A 19,949-nucleotide genomic window follows, 5' to 3' on the forward strand; every position below is an offset into this window, starting at 1 on the left:
ATTAAATAATGGAGTTATCTTCTGCTTCTAACATTAAACCTAATCTACTATCATATTTTGCATCAACAAAATAGGTATTCCCATCTAATTCCACATTATTTTCCTTTTCAAGCTTTTTAAACTGTCCAATACTGATAGAAAGGAAATAGCTCATTGCTTCGAAGTATTTTTTCTCATCTATTTCGTCCAGATAATCAAGCTTATATTTGAATGGAACTACCTCATAAGACTGGAAAAGAGAATAAAACTCCATTTCACTTTCACTATCGTTAATAAAAGGAACTATATGTTGGTTAAATGATTCAAAATTTCTTTGTACCCTCTCAAAATCTTCTTTATCTTTTCCCACATATCCATCTGCATAGATGTCATCTACAAGTTTCTGAATAATATCTTCTTTTAAAATATCCACATTTTCGAGACTTTGTACAGTTTTTTGAACAATTTCAAGGTTGTAAATATATTTATCCTTTTCAGAAACTTCCGAAAAAATATTTACAGGAGCAATTTTATATTTAGCCCATCCTTTCCTGTTTACTCTACCGAATCGTTGGATTAAAGCGTCAATAGGTGCAGGTTCAGAATATAAGACATCATAGTCTATGTCTAGTGATACTTCAATTGCTTGAGTTCCAACCAATAAATCAAGATCATCTAAAGACTTTTCTATTTTTTCTCGATCTCGAAGCATAAATCTACCATGTAGAAGTGCACTATTTTCAATCTCCTCAGATAGTTCTTCAAAAACTTCTTGAGCTCTTAAAACAGTGTTACATACTACAAGAACTCGTTTTCCTTCGTTTAAATCATCATTTATCAGGTCAAGATTATCCAGTATGTTTCCTTGAATAACATTAACTTCATGTCTCGTAAATCTCTCAAGCTCTTCTTTATCCATTTTTATTTCAGTTGAAATACCTAAATTATCCTTAAATAAATTTTTGATGAATGTTGGAAGGGTAGCAGACATAATTAGCATCTCTGCATTATAATTATTTTTCAAAATTTTTAGAATTTCCAGAATGAGAGAAGTTGTATGTGCATCATAGGCATGTATTTCATCAAGAATGAATAAACCATTGGTCATTTCTGAAATCTGCATTTCAAATCCTTTAATCCCAAAAAATGCTTTAAGTATCTGAAATGGAGTAAGAATTTTATAGGGTCTGTAAATTTTTTTAGACAATCCTTTTATCTCTTTGATTTTATTTTTTTTTAGATCATAGTTACCTATATCCTCTGATAACGCTTTATATAAAAAATATGATGCTTTACCATGCAATAATCCTACTAAATCTTCATTTCCAAAGTCCTTTTGGAGCCGTTTATACATTGCGTTGATACTTGCTGTGTAAGGCAATAAATAAAATACCCTTTTTGATTTACTTGAATTCTGATTAGTATCACTCCAAAGAAGAGATGCTTCAGTTTTACCACTCCCTGTTGGAGAAGTAAGAAAAGCGCTTCCATGAATATTTAAAGCCTCTTCTTGGACTTTACGAAGCTCAGGAAAGTTGAATATGGAGCGCATATCTTTAATTCCATCTAAAATTTCATATTTTGAACCCGAAGCCAGATGGTCACAAGCATTTACAAAACCTTTTAAAAAGATTCCATATTTTCCATGTAATGTTGTATACTCTTCATCTTCCCATTCGAGATAATATGGAAGTGCCGAATCTTTGTATACGTCTTTTAATTCATCAATTGAGGGAATTAACTTGTAATTATCCAATTTATATCCTAAATAGTCCTCACTCCATTCTCCTATAACCTTAAAATAGCTTAAAAGTTCTTCAAAATTAGGTTCTAATTCCGATAATTTCTTTTGATATAATTTTTTACCATTAGTGCTTGGAAATGTGTTATAACGTTCTCTAAGTTTGTTAATATCTTTGTGATGAGTAATTATGGCGATTCCTATTGCTCTTTTATACAAATCATCATAATTCAGAGCAGAAACAAACCCTGCAGATAACATTTCATGGCGATATCTCCATCTCAATTTATGCGTTTCATCTTTGAGCATTTCCTGGAAGCCAGTTGCTCCTTTTCCAAAATCGTGGAAAAAAATGGAATAAAAAAGATGTTCCCAGAAATCGTCAACTCCACATAACTCTGGAACATTATTGTAAGCTTTTTTAATACTTTTAAAGACTTTCAATGCATTTTCTGTGTGTTCCAGAATAGTTTCATCAGGTTTTGCAAGAAGTGCCATTTTGATAACCCTTATTTATGGAACCAGACTCCCCAGTCTTTTTCTGCATCATAGTAACATTCATCTGAATAGTCAAAGAACTGGTTCATCAGAATAAATGGTTTCGTGCCTACTGCTTTACGTGGGATCGTGTTAGTAAAATGAGTTGGAAGTGCTTGAATGGTACCAAATGCTCCACTTAACCCAAAAGGCAGTATAGTTTTCCCGAGTTTTACATTTTTTTGTTTTTCAAGTTCTATCTCTTTAATTTCACTAATTGATACCAGATCAGTTGAACGTCCCAATAGAAGTGGATAGTAAGGCCTTTTAAAGTATTCCTGATAATCCAGATCATCTAAATATAGGTAAATTTCTGGATTCACTAAGAATTCTCTTTTAATAACGTTCGATTTACCTTGTAAACCTGATAACTCATATATGGTTTCTAAATCTACTGCTTTTCCCTGGTGACTGAACACATAGCCAACTGATAAATCTTTTGGGGTGACTAGATCGCCTTTAGCAGCAGATATAATACCATAAATTGTACTTAGTGGTGGTACCGGTAAAGTTGGCTGAAATCCACTGATAAAGGCAGGGTACCTGAAAGAGGTTACCCAACCTTCAATCAGGATTCTTAAAGCTTTCATGGTTACATCAGCTCTGAAATCTTATCTGCAAACTGATCTACAGCCTCTTTGATGGTTCCTGATTTAATATTTTCATTATCTTCGGTTAATTCTGCAATTTCCTGTTCTAAGCCATCCATAAACCCTTTTCTGCGACCTATATAAATATCTGTAAGGCAACAATCAGCATATTCATTTATAACTTCTTTCAGCGCTTCAATGTCAATCACTGATTCTCCATTGTCTTCTTTCACGATATTCATGAAAATATGGTTACCACCATCAATTGCTGCTAGAACTATGAATTTTGGGGACACATCAGTTAAATGTGATGTTAACTTTGCTCCTCCCTGAAGATATGGGAGGGCTTTAATAACTTCCTGGGCTCTTTTTATTCTTATATCATCAGGCATTATCCATTTACAGTTTTCATCATCTTTAGTAAGTCCTTTTTTTTCAGCTTCTTCTTCTAATTTAGGATACATATTTTTGTAACCTGTTTTTTCTTCTGCATAGAAAACTCCTAAACTATCCAGATCTAATGAAAATATACCTTTAAGGACTGTAGAATAAAATTCATGTTCATAAGGTACAGGATCACCTTCATGACGAGCCATAACTCCAAAATCCTGGGTTGGGATTTGCCCAATGACTGAAATCAATGGAGAAGTTTTTAATGGAGATATCCTAGTTACTGTGCCACCTTCTTTCGCTTTCAGAGCTCTCATATACCCAAAAACATCGTCATCATCGTATTCAATAGGATTTGCACTGGTAAAAGCAATTTTTTTCTGTCTTTCAATCGGTGAAAGATTCCATCCGTATTTTTTCTCTAATGTATCTCTCCACCAATATCTTAAAGCCTGTCCAGAAACATAAGGATAGACTTTTTTACCTCTTCGGATTGATTTAACTCTTACTATATTTTCTGTCCGGTCTCCTGCATCAGCACCTGCATTGTTCAGTGCAGAGTGTGGTGCGTCCACTAACATAAAACCAACAACTGTTTTAGACATTTTCTGCCTCCATTTCATCTTCTTCAACTATTAATTCTTCTGAAATTCCTTGCTGGATTATCCAATCATGCAGAACTTCATAAATTCTGAAAAGTATCAAGTCTTGTGTTTCTCGCCAAGTTAAGTTGCCTTCAGGGAATAAATGATTGACATAATCATCGAAGGAAAACAAAGGATTTTCAGCTTTATTTTCTATTCTCTTTTTTATTATGATTCTTAGAAGGTTGCGATAATTTCTATAATTATTTGCCGTTTCTAGTTTTTTCAACGTTTTTATATCGTCAGCTGTTTTTATATAATCTGCTAGTTCATCTCCAACTTTTTTAATTACATCTATCCTTTTTTCGTCCATATTTCTTACCTCCTCAAGATAATGGCTCAAAAGATCCCATCCTCCAATAGCTTCCTTATTTTTTCTATCAATAAAATATTTAATAATTGATTTTCCCTTTAACAGATTGTCATAAACTGTATTTGGATTGTTCTTGTACTCTTTTTCATTTTTAATTTTTTCCCAGTTCACAAATCTATAACCTCGCCTAACAATCTTTAACCAATCCTCAAATTTCTCATGCTGAGGTACATATGCTAAAAATTTGAAGATTGGAGTGGGAACATGATAAATGTCTAAATCAGGGCCCTGGTTATAATTTGTAAAATGATAACAATTTATTGAAGGAGCTTCATTAATCCATCTTACATCATATTCTAAAACCATGTCTTGAATAATATGAAAAAGGGCATTTTTAGGGTTAGTATATTCTTCATTAAAACACCCTGTAAATTCACCGGAGGCTAATTGTTTATTTATGTTTTTAATGGCCTTACGAGACCAAATTTTCATTATCTTCTCAGAATTAGAATGTATCAATAGTAGTTTTCCGCATGCATACATTGTCAAAGGTGAAAATTGAACTGCAAATGCACATGCGGGGCAATAATCTGCACCATCAACCCCATATGAGAAATAATTTATTAATTTGCCAGAACCAGTTAAAGGTATTTTATCTTTGCCCGATCTGTGTGTTACATCTCTTCTTCCACAAGATATGCAGTCTCCAGATTTGCCTAATGGAACTATTTCCTCAATTAACTCATTTAATATTCCTAAATATCTTTCTTCTTTGTTTTTAACTGAAGGATTAGTAATTGGATTGTTCGGAAAGATTGAATAGATGTTTTTCGACCATTTTTTTGAAAGATACAATTTAACAACATCATCAATAATTCCTTTAAAGTCCTTCTTATTAAGTTCATTGGGTTTTTTATTCGACCATTCCGAAATTGCCCAAATCCCCGCATCTACAAATGGATTTCCAGTAAAATCATAAATTATTTCACTCATCTTTGACCTCCATTATTCAATTCAACCATCCCAAACCCCATACTATTCTTCTCACCCAATCCACAATCATATGCAAATTCTATCAGTCTGGAATCTGCTTCTATCTCGAAATTCATCATGAAGCAGCGGTGGTAGTTACCTTTTATTTCTATCCTGCGCCTCCTGGTAGAATTCATATCTGGCCTTATTTTAACCCACCTCTCACCATCGTAATCACCGTAGAATGCAGTATACTTATTTATCAGGTTCTTCTGAATGCTCTCATAGAAGCGCTCGTCCCCAGGGCCCAAGTCCCAAATCTTAAGTTTACCATCAACTTCACGCTTTATACGGGCCATAACTGGAGACATGGTCCTCATTTCCATATTTTCCTTGAAAAATGGCTTTTTTAAAAGCTCAATCTGTTCTACCAGCAACTCATCCCTCTTAAAATTAACAACTGAATTTTCAAGATGTCCCTCCACCAGACTCTTAATTAAGTCCTCGTTGGGGGAACTGATAAAAAACTCTAACTTCCCGTCCCTTGAAATAATCCCCTTCCGTGTTCGCTTCCAGTTTGGAACGTAAATCTGTGAAAAAGTAAAAAATTTAAAATCATTAGAAAAATGAAGCTTAGCAGCCAGATCAAGGTCTGCGATCTTCCTGTAAATAATGGCAGAAAGAATATGGTTGTAATTATAAGGAATTAAATAATTACGGTTATTTGATGCCAGACTAATTTTTAATCTCATTTTTCATAATCCAATTCTATCCAAGAATTATATTAATTTTCGTATTTTTTTATGATTCTAATGTTTTATGGTTCTACTGAATCATTATAAGGAACCAATTATTGGCATGAATTTACGGGGGGTGTGATCAAACCAAACCACCATCTCTTTATTTCAAGATATTAATTGTAAACACCAATATATAAATGTATATGTTTTACCCTCATCATCCATATTTCAACATAAACTTACGGTCCATGCATTGATTAAATAGTTAATTTATGGAATAAATTAAGGTTGTAAAAAGTTTCACAAATCTTAGGAGATAAGTCTATAATAGACTGCAAATCACAGACTCATCCTCCTCAATAAGGGAACTACTAAAAGAGAGGATAAATTTTCACATTATCTTAAAAAAAGCTAATAATCAGTTTTCAGTTTTTAAAATAAGTATAAAACCATTGATGAACATTTTTAAAATTATAATTATATATATGCATTAAAATTAGACTATCAGTAATTGGTTTAAATTCATTGGATTATCAAATATTTGGTGATGAGATGCGCATTGTGATTACAGTAGGTGGATCCATAATAATCAAGGACCACCATTATAAAAGATTTCAAGATTATGCTAGAGTTTTACAGGAACTGGCAAGAGAACACCAGATCATGGTAGTGGTGGGAGGAGGGAAAACTGCCCGGGATTACATTGGCATTGCCAGAGATCTAGGGGCCTCCGAAGCCATGTGTGATGATCTGGGTATTGAAGTCACCCGGCTCAACGCACGCCTGCTTATAACTGCTCTGGGTGAAGATGCCTATCCTCGAGTCCCCCATAACTTCGCAGAAGCACTGGAATTCTCCACCTCTGGAAGGATGGTGGTCATGGGCGGCACCGAACCCGCACACAGCACAGATGCCGTGGGAAGCATCCTGGCAGAATTTGTAGATGCGGACATCCTCTTAAACGCCACCTCAGTGGATGGGTTGTATGATAAAGATCCCCATAAACATCCAGATGCCACCATGATCCCGGAGATAACCCCCAGAGAAATGCTGGAAACATTAGCTGATAGCCAAATGAAGGCAGGGACCTACGAATTTCTGGATAAAACAGCCATACAGATCATTGACCGTTCCAATATAAAAACAGTCATATTCAACGGGGAAAACCCAGAAAATCTTAAAAAAGCCATCAAAGGTGAAATTGGAACTTTAATAGTTCCCAACCAAGAATAAAGTTAATAATTTCTATGATTTGCATTGTTCAAGGGAACTGAATTAAAGGTTTAAATTGTAAAAATCAAATCCTATATCTACTAAAAAAATAGAGAGGTATTTTTCATGATTGAACAACATAAACACTGCCCTATATGTGCCACTCCCATCCCTATGAGTGAAAGGTACTGCTCACCAAATTGTGAACAGATAGCCCGGGAAAACCAGAAAAAGATTCAAAAGAACCGGAGATTACTCTACATATTATTCGGCCTGTTTATACTGGTATGGCTCTTTTTCATGTTAAGGGATAAAATAGGGTTCTAATAACCCTTATTCTCCCATTATTATCTTAAGCAGGGCTTATCGCGGATTTTTTTTATCATCAAACTTTATTCACGAATATTCAGTATTCCGAATACTAAAAGCCCCACACCTGTCAACAGTCCTAAGATTTTAGGGTCTAGATTGTAGTAACCCACTATAACAAAAAGGAAACCGAATAATAATCCAAATATCCCTGCATAGGTTTTTAAGATTTGTTTTTCACCTATAAATAGAGCGATGAATCCATTTACGATGAGCAGTGCTCCGGTGATTATGTAAGCCCAAAATCCCAGGTTAACTATCCAGGAAGTGTTAAATAGGAATGTTAAGCCCATAATAACCCCCACCAATCCAACCAGGAGGGGGAATAACCATAAGTCGTTGGTTGTTCTTTCACTGAAACCTAAAATTGCCAACCAAACACCCATTCCCAATATTATAAGTCCTGATATGAGGCCCAGAGTTGCTAATCCCACAACAGGGGCTGCAATCATAATAACCGCCACAATTATTGCAATAATTCCAACTATCGTGTTTTTCATTTAAACAACCTCTAGATGTTTAATCCATAAGAACATTAGCTGAATCAATTATTTTCCCCAACTGATCTTTTGCCATTAACCCTCATCCAGTTGAATCAGATTAAATTGCCAGTCTAATTTTTGTGAGTAGATTATATTAAACCTAGTGGTGATGATATCCACGGTTGGAAAATTAAGGTTTTGATTCATTAACTCATCCCTGGCTGGGAAAAATTAATGGTTCTATCTAAAAATTTTTGGGGTTTGGTATTTTTTTTAGCTTTTAAACTCAAATACTATAAAGGAGATATATAACTACAATAAAAAATTATAAAAGTTATTTATCAATTTTAGAGGTAGTTAAAATGCTTGTACTAACCACTCCAACCATTGAGGGGAAAAACATTAAAGAATATTATGGTTTAGTCACTGGTGAGTCACTGTTAGGTGCCAATGTTTATAAGGATATGTTTTCAGGTGTAAGGGATGTTGTGGGGGGCAGGACATCTGCCTATGAAGAGGAACTTAAGAAGGCCCGTAATGTTGCCCTGGATAGTATGAAGGAAAAAGCAAGAGATAAAGGGGCCAACGCTGTTATTGGGGCTAGAATTGCCTACCATAATTTAGGTGGAACCATGGGCAACACCATAATGGTCACAGTATTCGGCACAGCAGTATCCTACGAATAACAAGGGTAAAATTAGGAGTTAATCTTAATTTTGATGATCTAAAACCTTTTAAATTCTAAAAAATTGTGGAATGGGGATTGAATTGTTAGAATCTTTACTAACATTCTTCTATGAAAAGCGATGGGCTTTCGCTGCCATACTGATTGGAACTTTAATCGGTTTTTTATCAGCAGTTATCTGTGTCAAAGCGGATCTGGTAATTTTTGGCTTTAACATAATGTTCATAATATCCCCCCTTATCGCAGGATTTGTGGAAACGTACATAGCCCGCAGGATGTACGGTAAAAGCACAGGAGCTATATCTGCACTACTAATATTCATAATTATAAATGCATACGCCTGGCTTTTCCCCAAGGATCCCATAGTGATTAACTTCTTCACCTTAGGTGGTCTGGCCCTGATGATACAAGCTGCATTCCCTATCCTGATAAATTATATCCTCTTTGTGGTGTTTTTAGGTACTTTAACCTATCTAATAGGTTATGTGGGGAACCTTCTTTCCAGGGCCACTGAAAAAATACGCAGAAGAAATCCAGATTCAGATGAATTAAAACCTGGCGAAAATGGTGATGTTGAAGATACTGTTGATACTGATCTAAAAGAAATGATTGAGGGTTTGGAGGTTCCCATTGTCTCCATCCCTCATGTTCATGGGGGTAAAATCACCAAGCACATTGGTATAGTTACTGGGGAGGCAGTGGTTAAAGAAAAAGAATCAAATCTCCTTTCCAAATTATCCAATCAGGTTAAACTGGAGAACATGCACATAGAAGATGCGAAAAACATGGCCATACTGCGCATGCTGGAAGATGCACGGGAAATGGGTGCCAACACAGTAATTGAGGTTTTTATAGATTACAATTCCATAGGCGGATTAAAGGGAAGTGCCCTGATAGTTACGGCCACGGGCACGGCGGTTGTTTATCAATAGAATACTTTTTTACCATATTATAAGCAACCCTATTAACTAATCACTTTTTTAAGATTTCTTTTTGTTAATCTCCTTGTGGAATTGCCCATCCAATACTGTGAATGCTCAATCTTTAATTTTAAGAAATGTTAAATATCTCTCATTTTATTTTCTTCCAGCACTGGTCAGCATAACTTTCTCCACACCATTAAAATCCTTAATTTTCGCATTGGCCTTCTTAATGTGTTCTATATCACTCTTCATAACAACTACTTCCATACATTTATCTTCACTCAGGTCAAAGTGCATAACTGAATTGATGTAATCTTTATACTCCTGTTGAACATTATTTAAGTCTTCCAGAACACCAGCAGAATGATAATCATAGATTACAGCAATCAAACCAACTCTTTCCCCTTCCATCTCATTCATCCACTGGAAACGAAAAATATAATCATTCAAAGCATCTCTTATGCCTTTAGACCTATTTTCATAACCTCTCTCCTCTAATACTTCATCAAATTCTTCCAATAATTGGGGGGATATTGATATACTTATTCTGGTTAAACCCTTCACACACATTCCTCCAAAAGGTTATGTTAATAATTGAAACTTTTTATTTATTAACTTTACCACTGAAACATTCATTTTCTCTTAAATATTGGCCATTCTGATCATACCACCCAATAAAGCCCAGATTCCTAACTCTTATCAGATTTGAATTGGAGGACGAAAATTAGCTTTTAAAGTTATTATAGTCCAGATTATGAATAAAATGTTAGTTTTCACCATTTAGGAGGGATTTTAGGATTCAAATTGTAATTATAACCAGCCAGATGTGCAGATAAATCTTGAGGGATAAATGTTTACATTCTTCATATAACCCAAAGAAATATTCCTAATAAAGGACATAGATCAAATTCAATAACATTGCATTGAATTTTAGGGGGTTGGTGATAATGAATGAAAAAACTATGGGTTTTTTAATGATCGTTTTGGCCATTGTTCTTGCAATATTGATCTTAGGAGCTCCAGACATTGTTTACTGGATATACTGGTTAATTGTGGCCATAATTCTGGTCTATGGTTTGTATCTTTACCTTAAATCTAAATAAAAAATCACATTTCAGTCACAGATAATAAAAAAATAGTAAGTAAAAAAAAATCATTATATTCTTTTTCTTAGATTTATCTCTTTATATTTTTATTCCGGATTGTATTTAGAAACTTTCTAAGATCTAAAATCATAATATTCCTATAAAATCATCTTGGGGGGCACAACTTTATAGGGGAAAAATATTAGGGGCTTGTTGTTGGTCTTTATTCTGTATCTTCAGTTATGCTTCTATTGGGGACAAATAATTGGAATATTCCATTAATCACCAGCCAAATACCAATTAAAAGGGCTAAATAGAATGGATCCCATGCATATAGTCCTAGGATGATGTAAAGAATACCTAATATGATTCCAAAACCACCTAATCCCTTTGCAGATCCTCCTTCTCCGGTGAAGATCGCAATCAAACCAGATATTAAGAGGAACATCCCGGCTAAATAGAGTATAAAGCTTGCCAGGAAGCTCAATGCAAGTATATTTCCAACCAATCCAATTCCAGCAATAATGGCAACAATTCCTAAAATCAGATAGGCCACACTGCTTACTTTACTAGCTTCCCAAACTGCAAATGCCTGAACCAGGAACCAGATACCCAGAATGAGTACTCCCAGGCCTGCCAGAACACTAAAAGTAAAAACACTAATTAAAGGGAATGCTATTACCATTAAACCCAGTATTATAGATAGAATACCTAACAACACATTTCTTTCTTGCACCATTAGATCAACCTCCCACAGTTTAACCACAAGCCCCTTACATGAATAATCTTTCATGTGAACTTATAAATTTTTTTTGAACCTGAACTCTTAAGATAGGATTCACCAGTTTATAAGAAATCATAAAAGGCCTTATGGAAAAGGTGGAATTTAATCATGGTTATAATTGGGATTAAAGACCAGTTATTATGGAATGGCTCTGGCAAAAACAGGGAGGTTTTTGCAATTGTAAACTATAAATCCTAAATGGAATCTTAAATATTGGTGTAGTAAATCCAATTACTTCAAGTATGAAATGTTATTCGACAAGGGTATATTTATGTATAAATTTGGAGGTTTCACATGAATGGAAAAAACAATACATTAATTGGTATTCTGGCTATAATTTTAGGTCTTTTAATCATTGCCTTCCCTTTAATTAGTGTGCTAACCTTGAGTGTTCTCACTGGTCTGGGAATCATTTTCTTAGGGATATGGTTTTTCTTCCAGAGTTTCCATGTCTGGGGGAGAAATCTGGCAGCAGGAATTGCTGATCTTCTTTTAGGGATATTCGCAGTTTTCCTGGGGATTGGATTTCTGGGAAACGTGCCTGCCTTTGAATTTCTAACCTTCCTAGCACTGTACATTGTAGCGTTTTTCCTAATCGTTGCAGGACTAACTGGACTTTTTTCAGGTAAAAACACAAAATCAAAAGGTATTGGTGTTTTAGGGGTTATATTTGGTTTATTATACATGGTTGTTGGCATTTACGTGGCCAATCCTTTATTTTTGGCAGTTATAATAGGAGCTTTCCTGATATTAGCAGGTGTGATGGAAATCTTCTTCACCACTCCCCAACCAAAAGCAGATGATTAAAAATAACATGGGATTAGTGAATATTATAAGGGTAAAATATCAAACTTAGCAGGCTTACATCGAACTTCATTTTTTTTTATTTCCCCATTTTTTCTAAATTTCATGATGCCCTCTAGAATTCCCTTTTTTTAACATAATGCCACTTTTTTTAAGATATTTTTATTTCTTATTTGTATTAACTTATTCTTCAACTCATTAATTGAGATAATGAGGATTTTTGCCAGTTAAAGGCGAAAATTTTTATAGTTTTATGTTTACAGATTTATTATGTTTAAAAATATTAAAAAAAATGGAGGGGTTAAATGAAAAATTTGGTTATGGGTCTTTTGGCCATAATTCTCGGTATAATAGTATTGGCGTTCCCATTAGCTGGTCTTGTAGCTGCAAGTGTGCTAACGGGATTTGTAGTTTTGATGATAGCAATCTGGCTTCTGATTGTAGGCGGATCTCAGATGGAGATCAGTAAAACTGCGGGAATTCTGAATATAATACTGGGAATAATTGTGCTCATCATAGGCATAGGATTGATCTTTAATCCAGCTATATTCGCATTTTTAACAGGATTCATACTGTACCTGGCAGGGTTCTTCCTGATAATTGCAGGTATAATCGCCTTACTGTCCCGTAATGACTTTAAAAATGCTACCTGGGCTGGTGTCCTGGGGATAGTCTTGGGAATTTTATACATCATTCTGGGAACATTTGCCTTCGACCCATTATACCTGGGAGTTTTAATAGGCATATGGCTGATTCTGAGTGGTGTGCTGTCAATATTCGAGTAGAAAAAAACAGAAATTCTATCAAAGGAGTTCTAGATTTATCACAAGCAGTATCAAAGTATTCAAAGTATAATCCATCATACATTTGAAGGTTCATTAGAGTGGTTATGCAGTGATCTAGGTACGTGAACAGTTACTCCAGTTATTTGAAAAAAAGTAGATCTAGACCCAAAGAATAAATTGATGGAATCCATCGGAAAAAAATCAAAATTAATAAATCATTTTCCCATTTTTTTATTCATTTTTTTCTAAAAGTTTTTTGATTTCATTCATTTCTGATTTAATATCATTTATATCCTTCTTAATGTCTTCAACATTTTTATCTGTTGCCATTATTGATTCCAGACCATTAATTTTTTTTTCAATATTTTTAACATAATCAACGGTATTTTTTGCCATTTCCTGCCTCTCCTGACGTAATTTATCCATTAAAGATGAGGTGGTGGCAGCAGTTAGCAGACTGGATATTCCAATGGCACTCACCATGGCAATCACTCCAATTAAACGTCCCCACTGGGTAGCGGGTACCACATCACCGTAACCCACAGTGGTAATGGTCTGGATCACGTACCATAATGAGTCCTCATAAGTAGATACTTCGGGGTTAACCCCGCTTTCTATTACAAAAAAAGCAACTGAACTGAATAAAAGCACAATTACAAAGAATGAAAATCCGTAGACCAGTTTGCTGCGTTCTACAAACTCATCAACAGATCTGCCAACCTGGCGGGCAGACATTAAAAGTGCCAAGGTCTTGATTAAAACTAGGACTTTCAGGATGATTGATGATTCACTCATACCCAGGAGGATAATTCCAATGAAATAAAAGGGTGTTACGGATATTATCCCATTCCAATTCCTTCTCACAAATATTTTTTTATTCTGCCTGCGCATTTTAATTGCATAACCTAAAAAGAGCAGCATGCTGGTTAACAAGTCCATATATATGATGCCCATAAATCCAGAAGGGCGCAGGGGCAGTAAAACACTTATAAAAAGCAGGAATGAATCCAGGAAGATAAATATAATGAATATTATTTCCATTAAAAGTTCTATCTTCCGGCCAATATCATCATTCATAATTCTAATTTATATCCTGTCATTAAATAATTCTTGTGATTCGGTAGGATTTTATTTTTTTATTTAGATTATCCATCCAGCTGTCAAGTTAGAGGAGTCCTTAATCAGTCTAGGTCATATTCCGGTACCTTTTAAGGGCTCCTAATTTAATTGCGGACTCCACCACTTCCTGCAGATACTTCACATCAGATATTATCCAGTTTAGATAGTTTTCAAGACTTCTATTAACATCCCCTATCTTTATCTGTGGGTCTGGTTTTAAACTGTGAGAAAACTTATTTATAGTGGCTTTAGGGAGTATAACATTTTTATCAACAGATAAAGCCATTTCACTTAAAGCATTACTTAACTGTTCCTTCGAGAGTGTAAAATCAGGTATGGATCCACTAGATTCAATTAAAGTAGCCACTGCAAATATATCGGCAGCTAATTTCCTATTAGCAGCAAATAATTCATTGTATATTAACACATCATCTTCAACATCATCAAAGGTATCTTCTACCTTTTTAATGGCAGATTCCAGGTTTTTTTCTTCTAACATGTAATCTCTGAAGGCGGCGCTTGCTTTTTGGTGTCTGTAAGTTTTCCCACTGCTGGGAAGAACTGCCTCTGCATATTTTTTGTTGCTGCGGATGGTTCGGGCCATCTGTTGGGGAAGGTTAACCCGGACTCTGCTGGGTAAAATAGCATAGGCGCAGATGAAGGCAATAATTGCACCAAGGGATATGTCCATAATTCGGGCTAGAGCATTTTCCCACACACTACCGGTGGGCCAAATCAACACCACAAAAACCGAAAGAGCCATGACAGAAAGACCCATATAATGGGGATAGAATGCTCTGAAGAAAAAGAGCATTAAAAAAGCTATGACCAGGAGTAGTTCATGGGGGAATAAGAATCCCATTAGAATTGCCAGTAGAATGGCTGCCGCATTAAAGGAAACCCTTACCAGGATGTTGTTCAGAGTGCTGGTTACATCTGGTTTGATGATTATTAAAATTCCCATGGTAATCCAGATGGCATCCCTGTCATGGGATAGGTAAACAGCTAAAAGTCCCAGTGTCATGGCCAGGGAGAACCTCAGGGCATGACGAATGTACATATTTTTCAGATTAAAATTAGCTCTTAAAACTTCCTTTAAAGAATTACCTGGTTGAGATATTTTCTTTTTTCTATGGGAGGGATATTTGGCAAGTAAAAGTTCATCGGACCTTTTGAGTAAGAATTTAATTTCCTTTGATATTTCTATTAATGTATTTGAGTTGGGATCTCTTGAATCAAGATATTTCTTTAAATTATCTATTCTTTCATCCACCATCTCCAGGCTTACGGTTTTCTGCTGGCCAGTGATGCTAGAAGCTATCTCTAAACTGGCCTCATTGACTGAATCTAAAAAGCTCTGAAATAATTCCTTTGATTTACCTGACAAGCGGGATAACACCAGTTTACTGTAACTTCTGAACCCTGCCAGATACTCGCCAAGATGGAAGAGCACATAATCTCTCTCATCAAGCGGAACACCTGATAAATTAGTTCTCATGTATAAAACCTTCTCCAGGGATGTGTCCGGAACAAAAGGAGATGAGACCATTTTCAGAATATTTCTCTTTCTTCCTATGATCTTAGGGATGAAGAGAATGGAGCTAACTAGATAGGCTAAAACTACATACAGTCCCCATTCCAGGGCCGATGCTTCCCTGTTAACCATAACAACTGCCACGAAATAGGAGATAAATATCATAAAACCGAAAATACCTGCTGTTTCGCCAAATATGTACAGGGAAAGGCTGAAAAAAGCCCAAATTACTGTGAAAAACAGGAAAACTGGCAGGCTGCTTAGAGCCAGATAAGCACTAATAAAAGCCAAAAATGTCATCAAAAACCCAATTAGGGCCAGGGGAACAACTTTACGGAGAGGCAGTGGCAGGTCGATAATTATGCTCGCTAAAAGGGTGATAGAAAGTATAGCACCAATTCCCTTATCAAAACTTAAGAATTTAGCTACAAAAGCAGCTAGAAATATTAAGATTATTGATTTGGCTGCTAATTTCCACTGGGGTTTACCAGTGGGTCTGGATAGTATTTTCAACCTCCCCATGAAACCTTTCTTCTCCATCCATACAACCTCAATTTTTAATAAACCCATCTAGATTTTTTCTATCCAAAAACACATGTATGTATTCATTTATATGATTTAAATATATTATTATAACTTCTAAAATATCTAGATATTTGTTTAACCAATGATTATTTCCTAAAAAAATAATCTCTTTCTTTTTAGATTTAAAAAATAATATTATAATGCACTAGCAACATAAACTTCTACATAGTATTCATGTTTTCCAAATCCATAATTGGTTTAAGGTTTTTATAATGAAAGAGAAGGATCCAAATGTGCTGAAATACATGCAAAAAGTGCAGAGGGGCATGAATCACTGGCGTCATAAAATAGGAAATCCGGAATTTAACCACCAAGACTTCCGGATAGAGCATGTAGAGGTAACCATACCAGATCTCGACCCCTCATTTCATAATTACCGCCTGGGAAATATTTCTGACATTCATTTAGGGCAGTGGATCACCCCTGAACATCTTAATGGGGTTATAGATCTTCTCAATAAAGAAAAACCAGATTCCATAACCATTACTGGTGATTTCGTATCCTACATACTTGACGAGGTGGCTTGTGACCTTGAAAATTCCTTAAAAAGGTTGAAACCAAAGGAATACACTATAGCAGTTCTGGGAAACCATGACCACTGGTTAGGTGCTCCCAGGATACGTGAAATATTGCGAAGATGCGGTATAATCGATGTTAGTAATGATTTTTTCACCATTTATCACCAAGGAGCTCCTCTGCATATAGCTGGGGTGGATAGTGTGATGCTTGAGAAGCACCGGCTGGACCTGGTTATGGAAAAACTTCCAGAGGATGGACCAGCCATACTACTGGCTCATGAACCGGACTTTGCAGATATCAGTTCCACCACTGGACGTTTCAGTCTGCAAATCTCAGGCCACTCCCATGGTGGTCAATTCCTAATTCCAGGTCTGGGGACATTCATCCGGGGCCCGCACTTTTTAAAATATCCTGCAGGCAAATACCAGGTAGGTGACATGGTCCAGTACACCAGCAGGGGACTGGGAACCAACATTTTCTGGCTGAGAATCAATTGCGACCCGGAGATCACCATTTTCCAATTAAAATCACCAGAAGAGCATTAACCTTCAGATGTGCTTAGTTTCATAATTATTGTATTCATAATTACTTGTAAAAAAAAAATCAAATAATTCTCAATTTAAGAAGGGATTTAGATTTGATATAATAAATTTAGAAAAGGGTTCATAGGTAGATAACATGATACCGGGTTTATCAGTGAATTAAAGGTGATTAAGGTTTTATATGTAGATAATAGAATACTGGGTTTATTAGTGAATTAAAGGTGAAGGTTTTATACGTGGATAAAGACAGTACAGGGTATGGTTATTAAAGGTGATGGGTTATGGATGAATTAAAGGGGAATAAAAGTTTATGAGTGGGGAACAGGATTCATGGGATTGGTTTGAGGATATTCAGGATCATTCCAAGTTCTACTGGTTAGCCCGCACCCTGGTAATGTGGGTGGGCGGATTTTTAGGTTTTGTAGTGATAGACTACTTCTCAGTGGGCCTGAATTTTGACAGCTGGGCCAATGCCTTTATAGTCGCAGGCATGGTGGGACTTTTAAATACTATTTTCTGGCCTTTAATGGCCCGATTTTTACTACCCTTCATGGTATTTACAGTGGGGATAGGGGCACTCCTTTTAAACGGATTTTTAATTTGGCTGGCCAGTAACTTTGTGGAGGGATTCACCATTGAAGGACCTGCCCTAATACTCACACCCATTGCCATGGCAGCAGTCACCGCCATACTATCCGCAATTCTCACCATTGATGATGATGCCACCTATTACCGCAGTGTCATCCGCAAAGCTAAAAAAGGAAAAATCGAATTTAAAGAAAAAACTGGAGTTATATTCCTGGAAATAGATGGTCTGGCTTATAACATTCTAAATGAAGCCATAGAAAAAGGCACCATGCCCACCCTTAAAAGATGGTTGGAGGAGAGAACCCACAAAATCATCCCCTGGGAAACCGACCTGTCAAGTCAGACAGGTGCCAGTCAGGCAGGAATACTCCACGGGAACAACCACAACATTCCCGCCTTCAGGTGGGTGGAAAAGGATAAAAATAATAAAATAATGGTTTCCACAGGACTGTCTGATGCCCCCATAATTGAGGAGAGAATCTCCGATGGTAACGGGCTTTTAGTGTGTCAGGGGGCCAGCAGAACCAACCTTTTCTCTGGAGATGCTGCTGATGTCATATTCACCTACAGTCAACTTAAAAATCTGGGACGGTTTTACACCCGTGCCTGGTACTATGTATACTCCTACCCCTCCAATTTCGCCCGTATTGTGGCCTTATTCCTATGGGATGTTCTTTTGGATTTCACATCCCAAATCTTACACTGGGCCAAGAACGTCAGACCCCGCATAAGGCGAGGGTTTATTTATCCATTTGTAAGGGCTGGTGCCAATGTATTCTTAAGGGAGGTGACCACTGCCGTGCTTATCGGTGACATGCTAGAGGGGGAGGTGGATGTTGCCTACGTAACCTACCTGGGATATGATGAAATCGCCCATCATTCGGGAACAAGGGATTGGGATGCTTTTTATGCTCTTAAAAAATTGGACAAGCAGTTTCACCGCCTGGAAAATGCCCGTAAATACGCTCCACGTCCCTACCAACTGGTGGTTCAGTCTGATCACGGTCAGACCAATGGAGCTACTTTCCTGCAGAGGTATGGTCAGACACTGGAAGACTTGGTACGTGATTTAATCCCTCCAGAGGCCATGATTTACAGTGAGCTCTCCTCCAATGAAGACCATTTCGGGCAGGCTATCCAGGACCCCATTGAAGATGGTAAGCGATTTATGAGGGTTAAAGGGGAAAGAGTTGCTGATGAGAGTAAAAATATTTTCTATAAAGCAGTTAAAACAGCTGATGAGGCTCCATTAATAAAGGGTAAGGTTTTGGAGTATCTGCAGCGACATGAAATAGGTCAAATGCCTCCCAAAAAGAAGGCAACTTCTGAGGAAGCGCAGGTAATTGTACTGGCATCAGGAAACCTGGGACTCATCTATCTCACAGACTATGAGGACAGATTAACCTTTGAACAGATAAAAACCATCTATCCAGATCTAATTCCCGGTTTAGTGCAACATGAAGGTATTGGATTTATAATGGTTCACTCTAAAAAGCAGGGCCCCCTAGCCATGGGAAGGGAGGGCATTAATTACCTTAAAGATGGTTTCCTGGAGGGAAAAGACCCCTTAACTCCCTTCGGGCCAAGAGCAAATAAACATCTTCTACGTACAGATAGTTTCAAGTATGCTCCAGATATTCTGGTGAACAGCTTTTACGATGAGGAAAATAATGAAGTAGCTGCCTTTGAGGAATTAGTGGGCAGTCACGGTGGATTGGGTGGTGAACAAACTCAACCCTTTATAATGTACCCCTCAGATTGGGATATGGGCTCTGAAGAAATCGTGGGTGCTGAAAATTTATATAAAATTCTTAAAAAACAGCTTAAACGGTTATAAACCATTCAATTTTCTTATTTCCGTATCTATAATCAAAAGGCTTCAAATGCTATTAAATGCTTTATTATTATTTCTACAGACATTTTTCTACAGAAATTATTTAATAGCGATATTTAATAACGAATTTTTTAAAAGAAAAGAAATTATTGAAAGTAGAGATGAAATAAACATGCCTTGAGTTTATGGGAAT

General features: G+C 36.3%; 19 protein-coding genes. 9 read left to right on the top strand and 10 right to left on the bottom strand.

What is annotated here, in order from left to right; translation table 11 throughout:
- Position 1: 1 nt before the first annotated feature.
- From cas3 to cas6, 5 genes are read right to left on the bottom strand one after another with little or no spacing between them, the layout of a single operon-like run.
- Positions 2-2,218 (bottom strand): CRISPR-associated helicase Cas3', encoded by a 2,217-nt coding sequence (cas3, locus tag HVN35_01440; GenBank protein ID NYB51216.1) that lies wholly within the window; start codon positions 2,216-2,218, stop codon positions 2-4.
- Positions 2,219-2,229: 11 nt separating this feature from the next.
- Positions 2,230-2,847 (bottom strand): type I-B CRISPR-associated protein Cas5, encoded by a 618-nt coding sequence (gene cas5b / locus HVN35_01445; protein NYB51217.1) that lies wholly within the window; start codon positions 2,845-2,847, stop codon positions 2,230-2,232.
- Positions 2,848-2,849: 2 nt separating this feature from the next.
- Positions 2,850-3,842, bottom strand: coding sequence for a type I-B CRISPR-associated protein Cas7/Cst2/DevR (gene cas7i, locus HVN35_01450; protein ID NYB51218.1), 993 nt, complete (start codon positions 3,840-3,842; stop codon positions 2,850-2,852).
- The gene (gene cas8a1 / locus HVN35_01455; protein ID NYB51219.1) at positions 3,835-5,187 is read right to left on the bottom strand and encodes a type I-B CRISPR-associated protein Cas8b1/Cst1; all 1,353 of its coding nucleotides are present in this window, start codon (positions 5,185-5,187) and stop codon (positions 3,835-3,837) included. Before cas8a1 ends, cas7i begins: the two co-directional genes overlap by 8 nt.
- Positions 5,184-5,918 (bottom strand): CRISPR-associated endoribonuclease Cas6, encoded by a 735-nt coding sequence (gene cas6, locus HVN35_01460; protein ID NYB51220.1) that lies wholly within the window; start codon positions 5,916-5,918, stop codon positions 5,184-5,186. The genes cas8a1 and cas6 overlap by 4 nt, the downstream gene beginning before the upstream one ends.
- A gap of 540 nt (positions 5,919-6,458) precedes the next feature.
- On the opposite strand from cas6, the gene pyrH reads away from it, so the two are divergent.
- Together pyrH and HVN35_01470 are read left to right on the top strand one after the other, a co-directional pair.
- Positions 6,459-7,139 carry a UMP kinase gene (pyrH, locus tag HVN35_01465; protein ID NYB51221.1) on the top strand — a complete coding sequence of 227 codons (681 nt, stop codon included), beginning with the start codon at positions 6,459-6,461 and terminating at the stop codon, positions 7,137-7,139.
- A 105-nt stretch (positions 7,140-7,244) separates the two neighbouring features.
- Positions 7,245-7,445: a DUF2116 family Zn-ribbon domain-containing protein gene (locus tag HVN35_01470; GenBank protein NYB51222.1), complete on the top strand. Its 201-nt coding sequence runs from the start codon at positions 7,245-7,247 to the stop codon at positions 7,443-7,445.
- Between the two features lie 65 nt (positions 7,446-7,510).
- On the opposite strand, the gene HVN35_01475 is transcribed toward HVN35_01470, so the two are convergent.
- Positions 7,511-7,987 (bottom strand): DUF308 domain-containing protein, encoded by a 477-nt coding sequence (locus HVN35_01475; protein ID NYB51223.1) that lies wholly within the window; start codon positions 7,985-7,987, stop codon positions 7,511-7,513.
- Between the two features lie 344 nt (positions 7,988-8,331).
- On the opposite strand from HVN35_01475, the gene HVN35_01480 reads away from it, so the two are divergent.
- Positions 8,332-8,655: a YbjQ family protein gene (locus HVN35_01480; GenBank protein ID NYB51224.1), complete on the top strand. Its 324-nt coding sequence runs from the start codon at positions 8,332-8,334 to the stop codon at positions 8,653-8,655.
- 70 nt (positions 8,656-8,725) lie between these two features.
- Positions 8,726-9,586: a heavy metal-binding domain-containing protein gene (locus HVN35_01485; GenBank protein ID NYB51225.1), complete on the top strand. Its 861-nt coding sequence runs from the start codon at positions 8,726-8,728 to the stop codon at positions 9,584-9,586.
- Between the two features lie 144 nt (positions 9,587-9,730).
- Here the strand turns inward: HVN35_01485 and HVN35_01490 are convergent, their stop codons facing one another.
- Positions 9,731-10,147: a ribbon-helix-helix protein, CopG family gene (locus HVN35_01490; protein NYB51226.1), complete on the bottom strand. Its 417-nt coding sequence runs from the start codon at positions 10,145-10,147 to the stop codon at positions 9,731-9,733.
- A gap of 377 nt (positions 10,148-10,524) precedes the next feature.
- On the opposite strand from HVN35_01490, the gene HVN35_01495 reads away from it, so the two are divergent.
- Positions 10,525-10,680 carry a hypothetical protein gene (locus HVN35_01495; protein NYB51227.1) on the top strand — a complete coding sequence of 52 codons (156 nt, stop codon included), beginning with the start codon at positions 10,525-10,527 and terminating at the stop codon, positions 10,678-10,680.
- A gap of 205 nt (positions 10,681-10,885) precedes the next feature.
- Here the strand turns inward: HVN35_01495 and HVN35_01500 are convergent, their stop codons facing one another.
- Positions 10,886-11,401 carry a DUF308 domain-containing protein gene (locus HVN35_01500; protein NYB51228.1) on the bottom strand — a complete coding sequence of 172 codons (516 nt, stop codon included), beginning with the start codon at positions 11,399-11,401 and terminating at the stop codon, positions 10,886-10,888.
- Positions 11,402-11,740: 339 nt separating this feature from the next.
- Here HVN35_01500 and HVN35_01505 point away from each other — a divergent pair, with 339 nt between their 5' ends.
- Together HVN35_01505 and HVN35_01510 are read left to right on the top strand one after the other, a co-directional pair.
- Positions 11,741-12,253, top strand: a complete 513-nt coding sequence (locus tag HVN35_01505) for a DUF308 domain-containing protein (GenBank protein ID NYB51229.1) — start codon at positions 11,741-11,743, stop codon at positions 12,251-12,253.
- A 302-nt stretch (positions 12,254-12,555) separates the two neighbouring features.
- The gene (locus HVN35_01510; protein NYB51230.1) at positions 12,556-13,035 is read left to right on the top strand and encodes a DUF308 domain-containing protein; all 480 of its coding nucleotides are present in this window, start codon (positions 12,556-12,558) and stop codon (positions 13,033-13,035) included.
- A gap of 231 nt (positions 13,036-13,266) precedes the next feature.
- On the opposite strand, the gene HVN35_01515 is transcribed toward HVN35_01510, so the two are convergent.
- Positions 13,267-14,112: an ion transporter gene (locus HVN35_01515; GenBank protein ID NYB51231.1), complete on the bottom strand. Its 846-nt coding sequence runs from the start codon at positions 14,110-14,112 to the stop codon at positions 13,267-13,269.
- A 109-nt stretch (positions 14,113-14,221) separates the two neighbouring features.
- Entirely contained in the window at positions 14,222-16,228 is a 2,007-nt protein-coding gene (locus HVN35_01520) for an FUSC family protein (GenBank protein ID NYB51232.1), read from the bottom strand.
- Positions 16,229-16,485: 257 nt separating this feature from the next.
- On the opposite strand from HVN35_01520, the gene HVN35_01525 reads away from it, so the two are divergent.
- Positions 16,486-17,337, top strand: a complete 852-nt coding sequence (locus HVN35_01525; GenBank protein NYB51233.1) for a metallophosphoesterase — start codon at positions 16,486-16,488, stop codon at positions 17,335-17,337.
- A gap of 307 nt (positions 17,338-17,644) precedes the next feature.
- Positions 17,645-19,759, top strand: a complete 2,115-nt coding sequence (locus HVN35_01530) for a phage holin family protein (GenBank protein ID NYB51234.1) — start codon at positions 17,645-17,647, stop codon at positions 19,757-19,759.
- The last annotated feature ends 190 nt before the right edge of the window (positions 19,760-19,949 follow it).

The sequence above is a fragment of the Methanobacteriaceae archaeon genome (genome assembly GCA_013403005.1).
Classification (GTDB): domain Archaea; phylum Methanobacteriota; class Methanobacteria; order Methanobacteriales; family Methanobacteriaceae; genus Methanobacterium.

Coding starts and splice junctions, on each gene's coding strand:
- HVN35_01510 (NYB51230.1), top strand. CDS start 12,556: ATGAAAAATTTGGTTATGGGTCTTTTGGCCATAATTCTCGGTATAATA.
- cas5b (NYB51217.1), bottom strand. CDS start 2,847: ATGAAAGCTTTAAGAATCCTGATTGAAGGTTGGGTAACCTCTTTCAGG.
- pyrH (NYB51221.1), top strand. CDS start 6,459: ATGCGCATTGTGATTACAGTAGGTGGATCCATAATAATCAAGGACCAC.
- HVN35_01500 (NYB51228.1), bottom strand. CDS start 11,401: ATGGTGCAAGAAAGAAATGTGTTGTTAGGTATTCTATCTATAATACTG.
- HVN35_01530 (NYB51234.1), top strand. CDS start 17,645: ATGAGTGGGGAACAGGATTCATGGGATTGGTTTGAGGATATTCAGGAT.
- HVN35_01490 (NYB51226.1), bottom strand. CDS start 10,147: ATGTGTGTGAAGGGTTTAACCAGAATAAGTATATCAATATCCCCCCAA.
- HVN35_01505 (NYB51229.1), top strand. CDS start 11,741: ATGAATGGAAAAAACAATACATTAATTGGTATTCTGGCTATAATTTTA.
- HVN35_01520 (NYB51232.1), bottom strand. CDS start 16,228: ATGGAGAAGAAAGGTTTCATGGGGAGGTTGAAAATACTATCCAGACCC.
- HVN35_01480 (NYB51224.1), top strand. CDS start 8,332: ATGCTTGTACTAACCACTCCAACCATTGAGGGGAAAAACATTAAAGAA.
- cas6 (NYB51220.1), bottom strand. CDS start 5,918: ATGAGATTAAAAATTAGTCTGGCATCAAATAACCGTAATTATTTAATT.
- HVN35_01515 (NYB51231.1), bottom strand. CDS start 14,112: ATGAATGATGATATTGGCCGGAAGATAGAACTTTTAATGGAAATAATA.
- cas7i (NYB51218.1), bottom strand. CDS start 3,842: ATGTCTAAAACAGTTGTTGGTTTTATGTTAGTGGACGCACCACACTCT.
- HVN35_01495 (NYB51227.1), top strand. CDS start 10,525: ATGAATGAAAAAACTATGGGTTTTTTAATGATCGTTTTGGCCATTGTT.
- cas8a1 (NYB51219.1), bottom strand. CDS start 5,187: ATGAGTGAAATAATTTATGATTTTACTGGAAATCCATTTGTAGATGCG.
- HVN35_01525 (NYB51233.1), top strand. CDS start 16,486: ATGAAAGAGAAGGATCCAAATGTGCTGAAATACATGCAAAAAGTGCAG.
- cas3 (NYB51216.1), bottom strand. CDS start 2,218: ATGGCACTTCTTGCAAAACCTGATGAAACTATTCTGGAACACACAGAA.
- HVN35_01485 (NYB51225.1), top strand. CDS start 8,726: ATGGGGATTGAATTGTTAGAATCTTTACTAACATTCTTCTATGAAAAG.
- HVN35_01470 (NYB51222.1), top strand. CDS start 7,245: ATGATTGAACAACATAAACACTGCCCTATATGTGCCACTCCCATCCCT.
- HVN35_01475 (NYB51223.1), bottom strand. CDS start 7,987: ATGAAAAACACGATAGTTGGAATTATTGCAATAATTGTGGCGGTTATT.